Raw genomic sequence first — 20,433 nt, 5'->3', positions numbered from 1 at the left:
GTGACATGAAAGCTCGTGGTCCCGGTGCAATGAATCGTGCGTTCAGGCTGGTGTGGAACGATGCGCTCGGCGCCTTCGTTGCGGTGGCCGAGCATGTCGGCGGCCGCGGCAAGGGCCGCTCGGGGGCGTCCAGGGCGGTGGCCGGTGCGGTGATGGCGGGTGCGGCCTTGTCGGCCTTCGCGCAGCAGGCGCCCCCAGCGCCGACTGCGCTGCCCCAGGGTGGCGTCGTCACGCAGGGCCAGGCGCAGCTGCAGCAAAGCGGTGCGCGGCTGGACGTGAACCAGACGACGGGCAAGGCCGCCATCAACTGGCAGAGCTTCGACATCGGCGCGCAGGCGCAGGTGAACTTCAAGCAGCCCGACGCGAAGTCCGTGGCGCTGAACCGCGTCGTCGGCTCGGATGTCTCGCAGATCTTCGGCAAGCTGACGTCCAACGGCCAGGTCATGCTGGTCAATCCCAACGGCATCGTCTTTGGCAAGGGCGCGCAGGTGGACGTGGGCGGCCTTGTCGCCTCCACGTTGCACCTGGCTGACGAGGACTTCATGGCCGGCCGTTCGCGCTTCACGCGCGGGGCGGTGGCCGGCGCGGTCGTCAACCAGGGCAGCCTGTCGGCCGCCGCAGCGGGCTATGTGGCGCTGCTGGCGCCCGAGGTGCGCAACGAGGGCGTCATCAGTGCGCGCCTCGGCACGGTGGCGCTGGCCGGCGGTGACGCCGTCACGCTGAACTTCGACGGCGCGCAGCTGCTGGGCGTGAAGGTCGAGGCCGCCACGATCCAGACATTGATCGACAACCGCCAGGCCATCGTGGCCGATGGCGGCCAGGTCATCCTTGCGGCGGGCGCGGCGCGTCAGCTGCAGCAGCAGGCCGTGGCCGGCGGCAGCAGTGCCGCCCGGATGGTGGAGCAGGACGGCGTGGTGCGCCTGGTGAACAACAGCGGCAGCATCTCGGCGCAGGGCGGCAGCGTGCAGCTCAGCGGCGGCAACCTGGACCTGGGTGGCAGCATCGCCGCGCGCGACGGCGGGCGGATCTCGGTGCAGGGCGACTACGTGGGCCAGTCGGGCAAGCTGGACGTGTCGTCCACGCAGGGCGCCGGCGGCGCGGTGAAGATCCAGGCCGAGACCATCATCCAGACGGCGCAGGCCGGCATCGCGGCCGATGGCGCCACGCGCGGCGGCAGCATCGCGGTGACCGGCAGCACCGGCGCCGACAGCCGCTCGATCATCTACAGCTCCGGCACGCTGAGCGCCCAGGCTTCGGCCGGGCAGGGCGGCCATGTCGACCTGACGGCTGGCAGCGTGCAGCTGCGCGCCGCCACGCTGGATGCCAGCGGCAGCACGCTGGGCGGGCGGGTGCGCGTGGGTGGTGGCTTCCAGGGCGGCGAGGCGGACATCGGCCATGCGACGGACGTGGGGGTGAACGCATCCACCACGCTCCGCGCAGACGCCAAAGGAGCGCATGGCGATGGCGGCCAGGTGGTGGTGTGGTCCGACAACAAGACGCTGTTCGCCGGCGCGCTGAGTGCCCGGGGCGGTATGCAGACCGGTGCTGGCGGCCAGGCCGAGGTGTCGGGCAAGCAGGACCTGGTCTTCCAGGGCCAGGCTGACCTCAGCAGCCGCGACGGCCGCCCGGGCCAATTGCTGCTGGACCCGCGCAACATCATCATCGACAACGCCGGCAGCTCCCTGGCCAGCCTGGACCTGGCGGACCCGACCGCCTCGGCCACCAGCGGTTTCGGTACGTTCACGCACGTGCTGGGCAACGGCAACGTCATCATCACGGCGCCCAAGGCCGACACGGGCGGCACGACCGCCACCGGCGCCGTCTACCTGTTCAACAGCCAGAGTGGCGCGCTGCTGGCCAACCTGCGTGGCAGCAACGCGGGCGACGAGGCCGGTGGCGGCGGCGTGAAGGTGCTGGGCAACGACAACTACCTGGTACTGAGCCCGAAGTACGGCACGGTCAGCGGCGTCAACACCTTCAGCCTCACGGTCACCGACCCGTTCAACGTCGTCGCACCCAGCGCCTACGCCATCCAGTCCAACACCACGGCTTCGGCGGGTGCCATCACCTGGCAGAGCGCGGCCGGCAGCGGCAGCGCCGCCATCGGCAGCGGCAACAGCCTGCTGGGCAGCACGGCCAACACCGACAGCGTCACGCGCTACGTCTATGCCGGCGAGACGGTCAACACCAGCGGCAGCGTGACCATCACGGCCAACGACCGCCTGGGCAGCGTCACCACTTACGACGTGTACGGCGGCGTGGCTGTGGAGGGCACGACGAAGCTCGTCGAGCTGACCGACGGCAACGTCGCCATCGCGGCCGGCAACTGGTTCAACGGCCGCGGCGCTGTGGCCTGGATGAATGGCAGCACCGGTGCGCTGGCGAATGCGGCGGCCGGCGGTGCGGTGTCGGCCAGCACCGCGCTGGTGGGCAGCACCGGTATCCGCAGCCAGGCGCCTTCGGACATCGACAGCAACAGCAAGCAGGTCTACGTTGTCGGCCTGAGCTCGTCGTTGCCCTTCATCAACAAGGACAGCGGCAACAACAACCTGCGCACGGCGCCCCCGGGCGCGTCGGGCGACGCCGTGGGCAGCACGCTCACCGCGCTGCCCGGCGGCAGCTATGCCGTGTCCAGCCCGACCTTCACGAACGGCGCCAACATCTATGCCGGCGCCGCCACCTATGGCGCGGCGGGCGGCACGGTGGGCGCGGTCTCCAGCAGCAACAGCCTGGTGGGCACGCACAGCTACGACTTCGTCGCCAGCGGTGGCGTGCAGTCGGTGGGCGGCGGCCAGGGCTATGTCGTGGCCAGTCCCTACTGGGCCGACAGCGGCAATGCGACCGTCGGCCGCTTCCTCGAGAACAGCCCCAACGGTGCCGTCACCTGGGTCGATGGCAGCACCGGCAACATCTTCGGCAGCAGCGCCACGGGCGGTGCGGTGGGCAGCGGCAACAGCCTGATCGGCGGCGTGGGCGACCTGCTGGGTAGCGTCAGCAACAGTGCTACCTCGCCCATCTCGACCCGCATCTACAGCGGTAGCGACACGACCAGCCTGCGGGCCATCGCCAGCAGCACCGGCGTCAAGGTGCTGAAGAACGGCAACTACCTCGTTGTCGACAACGACTGGAACACCGGCCGAGGCGCGGTGGCGTTTGCGGCTGGCGCCACGGGCCTGGCCGGCTCGGTCAGCGCCAGCAATGCGCTCGTTGGCGCTACCGCAGGCGACGGCGTGGGCACCGGCGTGGCGGAGCTGTCCGGCAGCCACTACATCGTGCTGGCGCCGAACGCCGATGTCGGCGCGGTGGACGGCGGCGCTGCGGTGCGCGGCTCCGGCACGGTGGGCATCACCGGCGCTCTGTCCACGAACAACAGCCTCTACGGCACCACCGCCAGCAGCCGTGTCGGCTCCGGTGGCGTGCTGCCTGTGGGCACGCTGGACGGCGACGGCCTGCGCCCCAACGCCCTCGTGCTCAGCCCCGACTGGGGCAACCGCAGCAGCGCCACCAGCACCGTGTCCTACGGTGCCGTGACCTGGCTGGCCGGCAGCACCGGCTACGCCACCGGCCAGAACGCCGTGGGCGGCGCGGTGTCGTCCAGCAACAGCCTGGTGGGCGACCATGCCGGCGACTACGTCGGCAGCCTGCACTACGCCGACCAGCGCAGCGTCGCCAGCACCAACGACTCCAGCAACCTGCAGAAGGTCATGGGCGACTGGAACGCCGTGCTCAGCGCCACCGTCGACCTGCTGGCCAACGGCGACTTCCTCGTGCGCAGCCCCGGCTGGGACGGCGGCAAGGGCGCCATCACCTGGGGCGACGGCAGCGCCGGCCTGGCCGGCACCATCTCGTCCAGCAACAGCCTGGTGGGCAGCGTCGCCGACGTGTTCAGCACCAGCAGCGCGAATGCCACGCGCGGCGGCATCAGTTTCACCGACACCACCTACCGGCTCACCACCACGGGCGACCACCTCGGCCTGCTTGGCCAGACGCTGGACAACGGCAACTACATCGCCATCAGCCCCTACTGGAACGGCGGCCGAGGCGCGATCACCTGGGTCGGCAGCGGCAACCGGACGGGCGTCGTCTCGGCCAGCAACAGCCTGGTCGGCAGCACGCCCGACACCTACAGCGACGTCAACCAGAGCGCCATCACCGCCGCCGGCGACCGCCTGGGCACCCTGCCCAACACCAACTGGGTCGTGCCCGTCATCAGCGACGCCACCGTCGGCGGCGACCCCGTCACCACGGCCAGCATTCGGCCCACCGGCCCGTACTCCTTCGGCACGTCGAGCGACGTCAAGACCGGGCAGTTCTACGTCGGCGGCGCCAACATCACGCTGGGCAAGAGCTTCAGCGTCACGCCGGCCCGCAGCCTGGCCATCGAAGAGTCCTACGACTACCTCTACACCGGCTTCACCTACAACGGCACGCCCATCGTCCAGCGCCTGAGCAACGGCAACGTGCTGGTGGCCAGCCCGGGCTGGAACAACACCGGCGCCACCCAGGCCGGCGCCGTGAGCTGGTTCAACGGCAGCACCGGCGCGCTGGCCGGTGGCGGCAGCGGCGGCACGCTGTCGGCGGCCAACAGCCTGGTGGGCAGCCATGCGAGCGACCTGCTCGGGTACCGCCTGCCGCTGGACGGCGTCACGCAGCTGACCAACGGCAACTTCGTGCTGCTGAACCCGCAGTGGTGGGACGAGCGCGGCGCGGTCACCTGGGGCAGCGGCACCGCCGGCATCACCGGCACCGTGGACGGCAGCAACAGCCTGGTCGGCACCACCGGCTCTGCCGGTTTCGGCTTCACCGTGCCGAACGACTACATCTACCAGATCGTGCGCGGCGACGTGCTCGTGAACGACTGGACCATCCGCACGTCCGACAACACCGGCGACCGCGTGGGCGCGGGTGGCGTTGTCGCGCTGGCAGACGGCAATGCGGTCATCGGCTCGCCGCTGTGGCAGCAGACTTCGGCATGGACGCGGACCGACGCGCCCACGTCGCTGGGCGCCGCCACCTGGCTGAACGGCAGCAACGGCCAACTGCGCACGGGCGCGGCTGGCGGCAGCATCAACAGCAGCAACAGCCTGGTGGGCACGCAAGCGGGCGATGCCATCGGCTACAACGCCTGGGTCGACCCGGGCACGGGCCTGCACTACCTGCTGTCCGGCATCACGGCGCTGGACGGCGGGCGGCACGTCATCGCCAGCCCCTGGTGGAGCAACGGCGCGACGACCGGCGTCGGTGCGGTCACGTTCGCACCGGCCGGCGGCATTGCCGGCACCGTGACGGCGGCCAACAGCCTTACCGGCGCCACGGCGGGCGACCACGTCGGCCGCAGCCTGTCCAGCTACGACTTCGCCACCTACGGCGCCGTCATCGACCCCGGCGTCGTCGTGCTGCGCAGCGGCGGCACCACCAGCTACATGGTGCGCTCGGTGGACTGGACCAGCGTCTACGGCAATGGCAGCGGCACGCCCGCGGCCGGCGCGGGCGCCGCCACCTGGGTCAACGCCAGCAACGGCCACGCGTACGGCGAGACGGGTGTCGGCGCGGTCGTTTCCGACACGAACAGCCTGACCGGCAGCAGCGCGGGCGATGCGGTCAGCGGCCAGAGCATCACGCTCAAGCGCAACGTCAGCGGCAACCTCGTCGCCACCGGCGACCTGCTGTTGCTGAGCAACCTGGCCTATTGCGGCATCGACGGTGCGGGCGCCGTGACTCTGTTCTCCGGCGCGCACGGCGCGGCCGGCCCGGTGAGCTGGCGCAACAGCCTCATCGGCGCGGCCTCGGCCGCCGACGGCCTGGCCACCACGGCCTCCGATGGCTACAGCTTCTTCACGGATGTGCGTGCCACGCTGCTGCCCGCTGCGGTCACCGGCGCCGAGCAGGTGGCCTGGCGGCCGCTGGTCTGGGTCGCGCCCAACACCACGTCAGGCAACAACGCCAGCCACGCCTACGGGCTGACGCTGGTGGCCGACAACAGCGCCACGCCCACCACGGTCGACCAGGTCAACGGCAGCGGCGGCAACAGCAACTGGGGCGGCAGCCTCTTCGCCGGCACCACCGGCGGCCTGAACACCGTGGGCTTCAGCGGCGGCACGCTGGGCTTCTCGGCCAACACCGGCGCGGACGTCGTCATCACGCCCGCCGCGTTGACCGCGCTGCTCAACGCCGGCACCAGCGTCACGCTGCAGGCCAGCAACGACATCACCGTGCTGCGCGACATCAACGTGTCGGCCATTGGCACCGGTGGCAACTTGAAGCTGGAAGCCGGCCGCTCGGTGCACCTGCGCGCCAACATCGACACCGATGGCGGCAACTTCACCGCCATCGCCAACCAGAGCGTGGCCAACGGCGTGGTCGACAACGACTGCAGCACCTGCACCGCCGTCATCAGCCAGGCGGCCGGCACGTCCGTGGACGTCGGCGGCGGCCATCTGTGGATGGACCTGCGCAACAGCACGGACAAGACCAGCAACGACGCCGGCACCGTCCGCCTGTCCAACCTCAGCGGCCTGTTCGTCCAGGTCAAGAACAACGGCGTCGACAGCGGCAGCCTGGGCCGCGGCATCCGCTTCAACAGTGGTGCGCATCTGGGCGGCGGCGTCACGGACCGCATCGAGCTGTATGCCGGCGGCCACAGCGCCGTCGGTGGCGGGCTGGTGCTGGCGTCCGACACCCAGCTCAGCGGCTCCGGCACGCTGCAGGTCTCTGCGGCCGACCTTGCCGCCGGCATGACACTGGGTGCGGCCAGCGGCACAGGCATGTCGATGACGACGGCCGAGGTCGGTGCCGTCATCCACCAGAGCTCGGGCTTTGACAAGGTGCAGCTTGGCAGTGACAGCCAGGGCGGCGCGATGGTCGTCAATTCGCTGGACTTCACGCAGGCATCGATGCTGCGCGGCGCCAGCACGCTGGATGCCCACCTGCAGATCACGGGCGGCAGCGGCGGCATGAACGTCAACGGCGTGCTGAAGTCCGGCGCGGCCAATGGCCGTGATCTGGAGCTCTTCGTCTATGACGGCACGATTGCGCTCGGCGCTTCGTCCGCCGTGACGGCCAGCACCGGCAACCTGCTCTTCAGCCTCGATGCCGGCAACCTCACTCAGGCGTCGGGCAGCACGGTCAACGCCGCGCGCATGCGCTTCGGCTACGACGGCACCGCCACGCTGACCGCCGGCACCAACACCGTGGGCAACGTCGCCGGCAACCTGGGCAGCCTGGACCTCAAAACCAACGGCAGCACGGCGGTGGACAGCAGCGGCCTGACGGCCAACAACGGAATCACGCTGCACGCCAGCGGCGCCAGTGCCGACCTGACGCTGGACGGCACCGTCACCAGCAACAACGCCAACATCGTGCTGGCCGCCGGCCGCAACTTCGTCAACAACAAGGCCGCCAACACCGGCCTGAGCGCGCCCAACGGCCGCTACCTCGTCTACTCCACCACGCCCACCGACACCACCGAGGGCATGACCGGCTACAGCAAGCACTATGCACAGAGCTATGCGGCCGGCGCCACGCCGGGCTATGCGGCCAGCGGCAGCTGGTTCCTCTACAGCACCGCACCCACGCTGACCGTCTCGGTCGGCGCCGGCTCCACCATCGACTACGGCACGGCGGGCGCGGTGCCCGGTGTCAATGTTGCCGGCTTCATCGACGGCGACACCCAGGGTTCGGCCACCACCGGCGCGCTGAACTTCTCCACCAGCAGCTACACGCCCTCCGGCGCCGGCTTCATCCCGGCCGGCACCTACACGGTGACGCTGAACGGGCAGGGCACGTTCGCCGCCGACCTCGGCTACCAGGTCAACGTCACCCCCGGCAGCAGCAACTTCGTCGTCAACCCCAAGGCGATCAACGTCACGGGCCTGAGCGCAGCCGGCAAGGTCTACGACGGCACGACCACCGCGCAGGTGACGGGCACCGGCGCCATCGCCTCGGGCGGTGCGACCTTCAACGACGGCAAGGCACTGAGCGGTGACACCGTGTCCCTCTCCGGCACGGGCGCCGGTGCGTTTGCGGACCGCCACGCGGGCACGGGCAAGTCGGTCACGCTGTCGGGCCTGACGCTCGGCGGCGCGGACGCCGGCAACTACACGATCAGCGCCGGCTCCGTGACGGCGGACATCACGCCCAAGGCGCTGGACGTCAGCGGCCTCTCGGTCGCGGCCAGCAAGGCCTACGACGGCAACACGGCCGCCACGCCCACCGGCAGCGGCGCGCTGCTGGCCAGCCAGACGGCCGGCGCCGGCAGCACGGCAGACGGCAAGCCGTATTCGCTGGACACCGTCTCGCTGACCGGCACGGCCACGGCCACCTATGACAGCGCCCAGGTCCTGCTGGCTTCGCAGGTGCAGTTCGGTGGCCTGACGCTGACCGGCGCGCAGTCCGGCAACTACACGCTGAGCTTTGGCACCCAGGCCGCCACCATCAGCCCCAAGGCGCTGACGGTGACCGGCACCAGCGTGGCCAGCCGCGTCTACGACGGCGGCCTGCTGGCCGCGCTCAGCGGCGGCACGCTGCAGGGCGTCGTTGGCGGCGACACCGTCACGCTGACACAGGCTGGCAGCTTCCTCGACAAGAACGCGGGCACGGCCAAGCCGGTGACAGCCGCCAACAGCATCGGCGGTGGCAGCGCCAGCAACTACTCGCTGACCCAGCCCACCGGCCTGACAGCCGACATCACGCCCAAGGCCCTCACGGTCACCGGCAGCGTTGCGGCTGCCAAGGTCTATGACGGCACGGTGACGGCGGTGATCAGCAGCGGCAGCCTGGTGGGCCTCGTGGGCGGCGACACCGTCACGCTGACGCAGGCCGGCAGCTTTGCCGACAAGAACGCCGGCATCGCCAAGGCCGTGACGATTGCCGACACGCTCGGCGGCGGCGACGCGGGCAACTACACCATCACGCAGCCCACCGGCCTGACGGCCGACATCACGCCCAAGGCCATCACCGTCACCGGCAGCGCCGTGGCCAACAAGGTCTATGACGGCAGCACCACGGCCGCCATCACCGGCGGTAGCCTGCAGGGCCTGGTGTTTGGCGACACCGTCACGCTGGCGCAGGCCGGCAGCTTTGCCGACAAGAACGCCGGCATCGCCAGGACCGTGACGATTGCCGACACGCTCGGCGGCGGCGACGCGGTCAACTACACGATCACGCAGCCGGGCACGCTGACGGCCGACATCACGCCCAAGGCCATCACCGTCACCGGCACCACCGTGGCGGCCAAGGTCTATGACGGCTCGACGACCGCCGCACTCACCGGCGGCAGTCTGCAGGGCCTGGTGGGCGGTGACACCGTCACGCTGGCCGAAAGCGGCCACTACGCCGACAAGAACGTCGGCGCCACGAAGGCGGTGACGGCCACCAGCACACTGGGCGGCGGTGACGCCGGCAACTACGCGCTCACCCAACCCACCGGCCTGACCGGCACCGTGACGCCCAAGACCATCACCGTCATCGGCACGGCCGTTGCCGACAAGGTTTATGACGGCAGCACCGCCGCCACGTTGGTGGGCGGCAGCCTGGATGGCCTCGTCAATGGCGACACCGTCATGCTGACGCAGGCTGGCAGCTTCGCCGACAAGAACGCCGGCACCAGCAAGGTGGTCACGGCAGCCGACTTCCTCGGTGGCGCCGATGCTGGCAACTACGCGCTGACCCAGCCCACCAACCTCACCGGCAGCGTCACGCCCAAGACCATCACCGTCAGCGGCACAGTGGTGGCCGACAAGGTCTACGACGGCACGACCATCGCCTCGCTGAGCGGCGGCAGCCTGAGCGGCCTGGTGAATGGCGACACCGTCACGCTGGCCGAATCCGGCCAGTTCACCGACAAGAACGCAGGCGCAGCCAAGACCGTCATCGCCACCGGCACACTGAGCGGCGGCGATGCCGGCAACTACCAGCTGACGCAGCCCGCCAACCTGACAGCGGCCGTCGCGCCCAAGACCATCACGGTCACGGGCACCACGGTCGTCGACAAGGTGTACGACGGCAGCACGGCTGCCGCGCTCACCGGCGGCACGCTGCAAGGCCTCGTGGGAGGCGACAGCGTCTCGTTGACGCAGGCTGGCATGTTTGCCGACAAGAACGCCGGCAGCAACAAGTCCGTCACCGCGGCCGACGTGCTGGGCGGCGCCGATGCCGGCAACTACAGCCTCACGCAGCCCACCAACCTCAGCGGCAGCGTCACACCCAAGAGCGTCACCGTCACCGGCACCGTCGTGGCCGAGAAGGTCTACGACGGCAGCACCGCTGCGACGCTGGTGGGTGGCAGCCTGGACGGACTGGTCACCGGCGACACGGTGACCCTGACGCAGGCCGGCGCCTTTGCCGACAAGAACGTCGGCGCAGGCAAGGCCGTCACCGCCGCCAATTCCCTGGGCGGTGGCGACGCCGCCAACTACGCGCTGACACAACCCGCCAACCTGACCGGCAGCGTGACGCCCAAGGTCATCACGGTCAGTGGCACGACGGTGGCCGACAAGGTCTACGACGGCACCACCCATGCCTCGCTGAGCGGCGGCAGCCTGAGCGGCCTGGTGGGTGGCGACACCGTCACGCTCGCCCAGTCCGGCCAGTTCGCCGACAAGAACGCGGCGGCGGTCAAGACCGTCACCGCGACCGACACGCTCGGCGGTATCGATGCCGGCAACTACCAGCTGACGCAGCCCGCCAACCTGACAGCGGCCGTCACGCCCAAGACCATCACGGTCACAGGCACCACGGTCGTCGACAAGGTGTACGACGGCAGCACGGCCGCCGCACTCACCGGCGGCATGCTGCAAGGCCTCGTGGGCGGCGACAGCGTCTCGTTGACGCAGGCTGGCATGTTTGCCGACAAGAACGCCGGCAGCAACAAGTCCGTCACCGCGGCCGGCGTGCTGGGCGGCGCCGATGCCGGCAACTACAGCCTCACGCAGCCCACCAACCTCAGCGGCAGCGTCACACCCAAGAGCGTCACCGTCACCGGCACCGTCGTGGCCGAGAAGGTCTATGACGGCAGCACCACGGCCACGCTCAGTGGTGGCAGCGTCGCCGGTCTCGTGGCGGGCGACTCGGTCACATTGAACGAGACCGGCGCCTTCGCCGACAAGAACGTGGGCGCGGCCAAGGCCGTCATCGCCACCAGCGCTCTGGCCGGCAGCGATGCCGGTAACTACAGCGTCATCCAGCCCACCAACCTGACCGGCACGGTCGCGCCCAAGGCTGTCTCGGTCACGGGCACCACGGTGGCCGACAAGGTCTACGACGGCAGCACGGCGGCCACGCTGACCGGCGGCAGCTTGGTGGGCATCGTCAGTGGTGACACCGTGGCGCTGGTGGAGGCCGGCAACTTTACCGACCGGAACTTCGGCACAGCCAAGGCCGTCATCGCCGCCAACACCTTGGCGGGCACGGACGCCGGCAACTACAGCGTCGTGCAGCCCACGGGCCTGAGCGCCAGCGTCAGCTCGCGCACGGTGACCATCTCCGGCACCGTCGCTGCCACCAAGGTCTACGACGGCAGCACCGTCGCCACGCTCAGCGGCGGCAGCGTCGTCGGCCTCGTCGGCGGCGATGTCGTCACGCTGACGCAGACCGGCCACTTCGCCGACAAGAACGTCGGCACGGCCAAGCCCATCACCGTGGCCGGCACGCTGGAGGGCGCCGCTGCGGGCAACTACAGCATCAGCCAGCCCACCGGCCTGGCCGCCGACATCGCCCCCAGGTCGTTGACCGTGACCGGCCTGCAGGCGCAGGACAAGGTCTACGACGGCACGCTGGCCGCCCAGGTCAGCGCACAGGGCGTGCAGTGGCAGGGCCTGGTGACGGGCGACCAGGTCCTGGTCAACAGCGTCACCGGCAACTTCGCCGACAGGAACGTCGGCCAGGGCAAGGTCGTCGCGGTCGTCGCCTCGCTGGGCGGCGCGGACCTGGGCAACTACACGGTCGACGTGCAGCCGCAGTCCAGCGCCGCGATCACGCCGCGTGCGCTGAGCGTGACGGCCGACGACCAGCGCAAGGTCTACGGCGACGCCGACCCCACGCTCAGCTATCGCCTCACCGGCCTGGTCGCGGGCGACACCGGCGCCGCCACCGGCCAGCTGGACACCGCCACCGGCGCCCAGGCCACAGCCGGCAACCACGCCATCACGTTGGGCACGCTTAAGCTCGATGCCAACTACCGCATCACCCAGTTCGTGCCAGCCACGCTGAGCGTGGACAAGGCGCCGCTGACGCTGGCCTTCGACCCGTTGACCAAGGTTTACGGCGCGGCCGAACCCACGGCCACCTGGACCGTGAGCGCCAGCCAGCTCAAGTACGGCGACAGTGCCGCCGCAGTGCAGGTGGCCGGCGTGAGCACGGCCACCGGCGCCCAGGCCACGGCCGGCACGCACGCCATCAGCGGCCAGGCCACGGCGGCCAACTACGCGGTCACCGTGCGCAATGGCGTACTGACCGTGACCCAGGCGCCCCTGACGCTGACGGCCGACGACAAGACCAAGACGGCCGGTGAGCAGGACCCGGCACTGACCTGGTCGCTCGACGCCAGCCAGCTGCGCTACCAGGACACCGCCGCCGTCGTCCAGGGTGCCGCCCTCAGCGCCCCCAGCGGCGCGGGCACGCCACCCGGCAGCTACGCCATCCAGATCAGCGGTGCCAGTGCGCAGAACTATGCGCTGACGCTGGTGGACGGCGTGCTCACCGTGAAGCCCTCGCCTGCCGTCAAGTCCGAGAACCTGCAGACGCAGGTCGTCCAGACACCCGGCGACGCGCTGGCCAACCCGTCCGTCACGCAGCCGGTGCTGAACGCGCCACTGCCGGCGGCCGGCGGCACAGCGATGGGGCCGTCCGGTTCGTTGACGGTGCTGGGCGGTGGGGTTGCGGCGCCGGCTGCAGCGCCAACCAATGCCGCGCCGGCGCCGGATGCCGTCGCCGCTGCGGCGCCTTCGGCTCCTGCGGCCGCTGCGGTGGATGCCGGCTCGACCGCCGCTCCCACCGCTGCGCGCCTGGTCGTGCTTCAGCCGGTCACCCAACTGCAGCCTGCGGACATCGGCCGCGGCTTCGCGACCGACCGCCTCTTCAGCCCGCCGGCCGGCGCGCAGGTGACCTACAGCGCCACCCTGAGCGACGGCCGACCCTTGCCGGCCTGGCTGCGCATCGATGCGCAGACGGGCCGCCTGGAAGGCGTGCCGCCAGCGGGCACCGGCGCGCTCGACGTGCAGGTCGTGGCACAGACCTCCGATGGCCAGGCGGCCTCCGCGCGCGTCCGCCTGGGCAATGCCAGGTGAGGGCAGGCAGGGGTAGGAGGGGCCACCCGTCCGGGGTCAACCTGGGCGGGTGCCACGGCGCCGTCGCCGTCACTTCATAGAATTCGCGCGCTTTCCCTGACCAACCCGAGCGCGCCATGCCCGTCAATCTCTCCGCCCCCGATCCCGCCTCCCTGTTGCCCGTGCCGGGCGTGCGCCTCGGCGTGACGATGGCCGGCGTGCGCAAGGCCAACCGGCGCGACCTCAGCGTCATCGCGCTGGAGGAGGGCGCGGCGGTGGCCGGCGTCTTCACGACCAACCGCTTCTGCGCCGCACCCGTGCAGGTGTGTCGCGAGCACCTGGCCGCCGGTTCGGGCGTGCGAGCGCTGCTCATCAACACCGGCAATGCCAATGCCGGCACCGGCGCCGACGGCCTGGCCCGTGCGCGCCAGACCTGCCAGGCGCTGGCCGAGCTGATCGGCTGCAAGCCAGAACAGGTGCTGCCCTTCTCCACCGGCGTCATCATGGAGACGCTGCCCGTCGACCGCATCACCGCCGGCCTGCCTGGCGCGCTGGCGGCGCTGCGCGACGATGGCTGGGGCGAGGCGGCGCTGGGCATCATGACGACGGACACGCTGCCCAAGGCCGCGTCGCGTCGCATCACGCTGGGCGGCGTGCCGGTCACGCTGAGCGGCATCTCCAAGGGCGCCGGCATGATCCGGCCCAACATGGCGACGATGCTGGGCTTCGTCGCGACGGACGCCAACATCGCCCCGGCCCTGCTGCAGCCGCTGGTCAAGGAAGCGGCGGATGCTTCGTTCAACCGCATCACCATCGACGGCGACACGTCCACCAACGACTGCTTCCTGCTGATCGCCTCTCGCCGCGCAGCGCACGCCGAGATCACGTCGCTGGACAGCGCCGATGCCAAGACCCTGCGCGAGGCGCTGATCGCACTGGCGCAGGAGCTGGCCCAGGCCATCGTTCGGGACGGCGAGGGCGCAACCAAGTTCATCGCCATCACCATCGAGGGCGGCCGCGACGAGGCCGAGTGCAAGCTGGCGGCCTACGCCATCGCCCACTCGCCGCTGGTCAAGACGGCCTTCTTCGCCAGCGACCCCAACCTGGGCCGCATCCTGGCGGCGGTCGGCTACGCCGGCATCGGCGACCTGGACCAGAGCCTCATCGACCTGCACCTGGACGATGTCCACGTCGTCACCCGCGGCGGCCGCCGGCCCGAGTACCGCGAGGAAGACGGCCAGCGCGTCATGAAGCAGAGCGAGATCACCATCCGCGTCGGCCTGAACCGCGGCGCGGCCAGCGCGACGGTCTGGACCTGCGACCTCAGCCACGACTACGTGACCATCAACGCCGACTACCGGAGCTGAGCGGCCCTCAGGGTTTCATCGCATGACCATCGGCGGCGCCCGCGCGCGTCGCCGAAAATCAGTGTCCTCTCAACCAGGACACCCCTGATGAAGCTCACCCTGCCCGCCCTCGCCATCTCGGCCATGCTCGCCACAAGCGCCCAGGCCCAAGGCTTGAACTATCCCGTCACGCGCAAGGTCGACCAGGTCGACTCCTACCACGGCACGACCGTCGCCGACCCCTACCGCTGGCTGGAAGACGACAACAGCGCCGAGACCAAGGCCTGGGTCACCGCCCAGAACGAGGTCACCGACAAGTTCCTCGCCGCCATGCCGCAGCGGGTGCCGGCGCGGCGTATCTACACCGAGCTGTACAACTTCGAGCGCTTCGGCATCCCCTTCCAGGAAGGCGGCCGCTACTTCTGGAGCCGCAACGACGGCCTGCAGCAGCAGAACGTGCTGTACACCGCCAAGTCCCTGAAGGACACGCCCACTGTCGTGCTGGACCCGAACGGCTTCTCCAAGGACGGCACCGTCGCGCTGACCGGCGCCGTGCCCTCGCGCGACGGCAAGCTGCTGGCCTATGGCGTGGCAGGCGCGGGCTCCGACTGGCAGACCTGGAAGGTGCGCGACGTCGCCACCGGCCAGGACCTGGAAGACAAGATCGACTGGGTCAAGTTCAGCAGCGCCGCCTGGACGGCCGACGGCAAGGGCTTCTTCTACTCGCGCTACGACGCGCCCGCCGAAGGCGCCAAGCTCACCGGCGCCAACTACTTCCACAAGCTCTACTACCACCGCCTGGGCACGCCTCAGGCCCAAGACGTGCTCGTCGCCGAGAACCGCGACAACAAGGAATGGGGCTTCGGTGCCGACGTGTCGGACGACGGCCAGCTGCTGCTCATCACCGTCTGGAAAGGCGGCAGCAAGAACGGCCTGATGACCTTGCCGCTGCCCAAGGGTGGCTTCGCCGGCGGCAAGCCGCAGACCCTCACGCTGGACTTTGACGCCCAGTACAACCCGGTCGCCGTCCTGGGCAGCAAGCTGATCGTCAAGACCGACAAGGACGCGCCGCGCGGCCGCCTCATTGCCATCGACCTGAAGAACCCCGCGCCGGCCGGCTGGAAGACGCTGGTGGCCGAGGGCAAGGATGCGATGACCGGCGCATCCGCCGTCGGCGGCCGCTTCCTGCTGAGCTACCTGAACGACGCGGCCACCCTGGTGCGTGTGCACGGCGCCGACGGCAAGCCGCTCAGCGAGGTCAAGCTGCCCGGCATCGGCACGGCCAGCGGCTTCGGCGGCCGCTGGACCGACAAGGAAACCTTCTTCAGCTTCACCAGCCTGACCACGCCGGCCGAGGTGCTGCGCTACGACGTGAAAACCGGCGCGATCACGCTGTTCAAGAAGCCCAAGACCGCCTTCAATGCCGAGGAGTTCGAGACCCGCCGCGAGTTCGTCACCAGCAAGGACGGCACGCGCTTCCCCATCTTCATCGCCGCGAAGAAGGGCTTGAAGCTGGACGGCACCAACCCGACGCTGCTGTACGGCTACGGCGGCTTCAACATCGCCATGACGCCGGGCTACGGTGTCACGGCCGCCACCTGGCTGCGCATGGGTGGCGTCTACGTCATCGCCGCCATCCGCGGCGGCGGCGAGTACGGCTCGGCCTGGCACGAGGCCGGCACCAAGCTGAAGAAGCAGAACGTCTTCGACGACTTCATCGCCGCCGGCGAATGGCTGGTCAAGCAGGGCATCGCCAGCCCGGCGACGCTGGCCGTCAACGGCGGCAGCAACGGCGGCCTGCTGGTCGGCGCGGTCGTCAACCAGCGCCCGGACCTGTTCGCCGCCGGCGTGCCGCAGGTGGGCGTCATGGACATGCTGCGCTACCAGAACTTCACGATCGGCTGGGCCTGGGCGTCGGACTACGGCACCAGCAAGGACAGCCCCGAGATGTTCCGTGCGCTGCACGCCTACTCGCCGATGCACAACATCAAGAGTGGCGCCAAGTACCCGGCCGTGCTGATCACGACGGCCGACCATGACGACCGTGTCGTGCCGGCGCACAGCTTCAAGTACGCCGCCGCGCTGCAGGCCGTCGACACCGGCGCCGCGCCCAAGTTGATCCGCATCGAGACCAATGCCGGTCACGGCGCGGGCAAGCCCACCTCCAAGATCATCGAGGAGCGCAGCGACGTGCTGGCCTTCATTGCCAACACCATGAAGTTGGAAGTGAAGTGACGGTAGCGGTCGCGATTCGCGACCTGGGCGTCGGCGATGTCGACGCCCTCATGGCGCTCTACGAGCACCTGAACGCCGGTGATGTACCGCCTTCGCAAGAGGCGGTGCGCGCCGTGTTCGCGCATCCCGGGCTGCGCCACTTCGGCTTGTTCGCGGGTGATGCGCTGATCGCCAGCTGCAACCTCGTCGTCATCCCGAACCTGACGCGCGGCGGGCGCAGCTACGGCGTCATCGAGAACGTCGTGACCCATGCCGACCATCGCCAGCAGGGCCATGGTCGGGCCGTCATTCGCCATGCCATCGAGCAAACATGGGCCGCGGGCGCGTACAAGGTCGTGCTGACCACCAGCCGCAAGGACCCCGCCGTCTGGGCCTTCTACGAGGGCTGCGGCTTCGACAGCGGCGACAAGCGCGCCTTCGTCATCCGCCGGACCTAGAAGTTCACCGCCTTGGTCTTGAGCCCGCGCGCCACCAGCGTCGCATTGATCAGCTGAGCCTGCTCCCGGCTCGGGAAGGGCCAGACCGTCGCGCGCCAGCCGTCGGGCGTCTGGATGACGTCGGCCTGCAGTGAATCGGGGTTGCTGTGCACGCCCACGAGGCCGGCGCGCATCTTCTGCAGCAGCGCCTCGGCGTCTGCCTTGCTGCCGGGCGGGCCGACCAGGGCGACGACGATCTTGTCCGGCGCCTGGGCCAGCTGTGCCAGGCGCGGGTCCACGGGTTCGGGCTTGATGGGCGAGGCGGCTGAAGCGGCGGCGGGCTTGTCTGCGGGCTTCGACACCGCCGTCTTGTCGGCGGCTGGCTCTGGCGCCTTCTCCGGCACCGAGCGGCCATGCAGCGGCGGCAGCACCTTGCCGTCGGTGCGCTCGACGAAGCGGGGCCGGATGTCCGGCACCGGGGGGGCTGCAATGTCGCTGGCGGCATCGTCCGGCGCCGAGGCGGCCGGCTCGGGCGCTGGCTCGGATGCCGGCTCGGACGCGGCCGGCGCCGGCAGGGACGCGGCGGCCGCAACGGCCGGGGCGACCGCCGAGGCCGCTGAGGCCGCCGAGGCTGGCGGCACGACCGGCTCGGCCGCGCGGTGGGGCCAGAGCAGCCAGGTCGCTGCTGCCAGCAGCAGCACCAGCACGCCGGCTGCGGCGCCGGCGCGCAGCGGGTCCCACAGGCGGCGGCCAAGGATCTGCGACGGAATGCCGCGCCCGCTCAGCACGCGGGTGCGGGCGCTGCCGACGTCGATGCCGGCGCTCATCAGGTAGAGCTCGAAAGGCCAGCCGGCATGGGCGCTGGCCAGCCGCTCGTCGATGACGATGACCCGCCAGGGCCGGCTCTCGGGTGTGGCGGGCGGCTCGGCGAAGCCGTGCGCCAGCGCGAAACGCTCGATGCGCCCCGCGCTCAGCCCGGGCAGGAATTTTTCGCTGAAGGCCCGCCACTGCGTGCGCCGGCGCCCGCCCAGGAAGGTCTGCAGCAGGCGTGGCAGCGCGCCCAGGCGTTGCGCACCCACCGCCCAGCGCGACACCGGCGGCGAGCCGGCGAGTTCGTCGAACGCGCTGACGGCATCCGTCAGCACCGGCTCCACGAAAGCGCCGGACTGCGCATTCGCGCGCACGAAGGGCAGGGCGATGACGCCGATGGTGTGCACATCCCCCACGCCGATGCGGCGTGCGAGGGGGTGGCGGTTGTGCCAGTCAACGATCTGTTCGGCCAGGCGCTCCATGACTCATGAATCATCGCCGGGCCACATGCATGCGACCCGCAAAACAGGCCTGCGAACTCAGGCCAATTGCCTGACCAGCCAGGCGTTGATGGCCTCGACCTCTTCGGCGCAGACCGAGTGCGGCATCGGGTAGTCGTGCCACTCGACCTCGTGGCCCATCGCTCGCAGCGCATCGCGGCTGGCGGCGCCACGGGCGTGGGGCACGATGGGGTCGTGCGTGCCGTGGGCCAGGAAGATCGGCAGGTCGGCGTTGGCCGCCGAGCGCTCGGCGGCGGCCAGCGAGGCCAGCGGCAGATAACCCGACATCCCCACGGCGCCGCCCAGACGCTCGGGGTAGCGCAGTGCCGTCATCAGCGTCATCGCGCAGCCCTGCGAGAAGCCCATCACGACGATGCGCGCCGCCGGCACGCCGCGCTCGCGTTCGCGGTCAATCAGCTCCGCAATCTGCTGCTGCGATTCGCGCAGGCCGCCTTCGTCCTCCTCGCGTACGAGGTCGGTGACGCGGATGTCGTACCAGGCGCGCATCACATAGCCGTTGTTGATGGTCACCGGCCGCTGCGGCGCGTGCGGGAACACGTAGCGCACCGGGCCGAGGGCGGTCAGGTCCAGCTCGCCGCAGATGGGCACGAAGTCATGGCCGTCGGCGCCCAGGCCGTGCAGCACGATCAGCGTCGTGCGCGGGTGGGGGCCGGTCTCGATTTCATGGGTCTCAAGCATGGGGATTCCAGTCTTCGCGATTCAGTTCAAAGCGTTTGTCGCCGTGGGCGTCCAGGCCTTCGCCGGTCGGGCGCCAGCCGGCACGGCGGTAGAAGGCCTCGGCGCGCGAGTCGGGCTCGGTGCCGAGGTTCAGGCGGGTCAGGCCTTGCGCGAACAGCCAGTCCACCATCACGTCGTGCAGCCGCCGGCCGTGGCCCTGGCCGTGCAGCGCCGGGTCCACGAACAACGCCCAGATGTTGCCGTCGCGGGCGTCGCCGATGGCGAAGCCCGCGATGCGCCCGGGTTCGAGTTCGATGACCCAGCCGCGGCCGTAGTCCTGCAGATAGGCGTGCAGATCCGTGTCGGCGATGCGGCCGGGCGTCAGCGTGTTCTCCGTCACGGCATAGCGCACGCGCCAGAGTTCGGGGCTGTCTTCGGGGGTGGCAAGTCGCAGCAGCATTGGCGTCATTGTCGCGACAGCTGCGGGCGCCTCCCCCGGACATGATGTTCGCCATGGGAAGCCTCTACCTCGTCCGCCATGGCCAGGCCAGTTTTGGTGCTGCCGACTACGACCAGCTCAGCGCCACCGGCCACGAGCAATGCCGCCATCTCGGCGCCTACTGGCGCGAGCGCGGCCAGCGCTTCGACGCCGTCTTCACCGGCACTTTGCGCCGGCATGCGCAGTCGCTGGCCGGCATCAATGAGGGCTACGGCGAGGCCTTGCCTGCCGTGGCGCTGCCGGGCCTGAACGAGTACGACAGCGAAGCCGTCGTGCGCGCCATCCACCCCGGGCCGCTGGCCGCGCCGACCGACCCCGAGGCTGTCAAGCAGCACTTCCGCCTGCTGCGCCAAGGCCTGCTGGCCTGGATGCGCGGCGAGACGGCGCCGGTGGGCATGCCGGCGCACGCCGACTTCGCCGCCGGCGTGGCCGATGCGCTGGCGCGCGTGCTGGCCTTGGGCGTGGGCAAGCAGGTGCTCATCGTCTCCAGCGGCGGGCCGATCGCCACGGCCGTCAGCCAGGTGCTGGCCTGCCCGCCCGAGACCTTCGTTGAGCTGAACCTGCGCATCCGCAACTCGGCGGTCACGGAGTTCGCGTTCAACCCGAAGCGGCATCACCTGGTCACGTTCAACACCTTGCCTCATTTGGATACGGCTCAGACGCGCGGGCTGGTCACGCACGCTTGAG

Annotated in this window: 8 protein-coding genes; 5 read left to right on the top strand and 3 right to left on the bottom strand. The window is 70.3% G+C overall.

Annotated features, from left to right (window positions below; translation table 11 throughout):
- Nucleotides 1-29 precede the first annotated feature (29 nt).
- The 4 genes from ACG00Y_RS11060 to ACG00Y_RS11045 all read left to right on the top strand — a co-directional run bounded on the left by ACG00Y_RS11060 (nt 30) and on the right by ACG00Y_RS11045 (nt 17,280).
- On the top strand, nt 30-13,283 hold the full coding sequence (locus ACG00Y_RS11060) for a YDG domain-containing protein (protein ID WP_394478736.1): 13,254 nt from the start codon (nt 30-32) through the stop codon (nt 13,281-13,283).
- A gap of 116 nt (nt 13,284-13,399) precedes the next feature.
- Nucleotides 13,400-14,629, top strand: coding sequence for a bifunctional glutamate N-acetyltransferase/amino-acid acetyltransferase ArgJ (argJ, locus tag ACG00Y_RS11055; RefSeq protein ID WP_394478734.1), 1,230 nt, complete (start codon nt 13,400-13,402; stop codon nt 14,627-14,629).
- 87 nt (nt 14,630-14,716) lie between these two features.
- Nucleotides 14,717-16,843, top strand: a complete 2,127-nt coding sequence (locus tag ACG00Y_RS11050; RefSeq protein ID WP_394478732.1) for a prolyl oligopeptidase family serine peptidase — start codon at nt 14,717-14,719, stop codon at nt 16,841-16,843.
- Nucleotides 16,840-17,280: a GNAT family N-acetyltransferase gene (locus ACG00Y_RS11045; protein ID WP_394478730.1), complete on the top strand. Its 441-nt coding sequence runs from the start codon at nt 16,840-16,842 to the stop codon at nt 17,278-17,280. The genes ACG00Y_RS11050 and ACG00Y_RS11045 overlap by 4 nt, the downstream gene beginning before the upstream one ends.
- Here ACG00Y_RS11045 and ACG00Y_RS11040 read toward each other — a convergent pair.
- From ACG00Y_RS11040 to ACG00Y_RS11030, 3 genes are read right to left on the bottom strand one after another with little or no spacing between them, the layout of a single operon-like run.
- Nucleotides 17,277-18,551 carry a hypothetical protein gene (locus ACG00Y_RS11040; protein WP_394478729.1) on the bottom strand — a complete coding sequence of 425 codons (1,275 nt, stop codon included), beginning with the start codon at nt 18,549-18,551 and terminating at the stop codon, nt 17,277-17,279. The two genes, ACG00Y_RS11045 and ACG00Y_RS11040, sit on opposite strands and share 4 nt — an antisense overlap.
- A gap of 57 nt (nt 18,552-18,608) precedes the next feature.
- Nucleotides 18,609-19,268: an alpha/beta hydrolase gene (locus ACG00Y_RS11035; RefSeq protein WP_394478727.1), complete on the bottom strand. Its 660-nt coding sequence runs from the start codon at nt 19,266-19,268 to the stop codon at nt 18,609-18,611.
- The gene (locus tag ACG00Y_RS11030) at nt 19,261-19,707 is read right to left on the bottom strand and encodes a GNAT family N-acetyltransferase (RefSeq protein WP_394478725.1); all 447 of its coding nucleotides are present in this window, start codon (nt 19,705-19,707) and stop codon (nt 19,261-19,263) included. Before ACG00Y_RS11030 ends, ACG00Y_RS11035 begins: the two co-directional genes overlap by 8 nt.
- A gap of 53 nt (nt 19,708-19,760) precedes the next feature.
- Here ACG00Y_RS11030 and ACG00Y_RS11025 point away from each other — a divergent pair, with 53 nt between their 5' ends.
- A complete protein-coding gene (locus ACG00Y_RS11025) occupies nt 19,761-20,432 on the top strand; it encodes a histidine phosphatase family protein (protein ID WP_394478723.1) in 672 nt (223 codons plus the stop codon).
- Nucleotide 20,433: the final 1 nt, after the last annotated feature.

Source organism: Pelomonas parva, assembly GCF_043555835.1.
Lineage (GTDB): Bacteria > Pseudomonadota > Gammaproteobacteria > Burkholderiales > Burkholderiaceae_C > Pelomonas > Pelomonas parva.
This window is presented reverse-complemented; position numbering and strand designations above follow the sequence as displayed.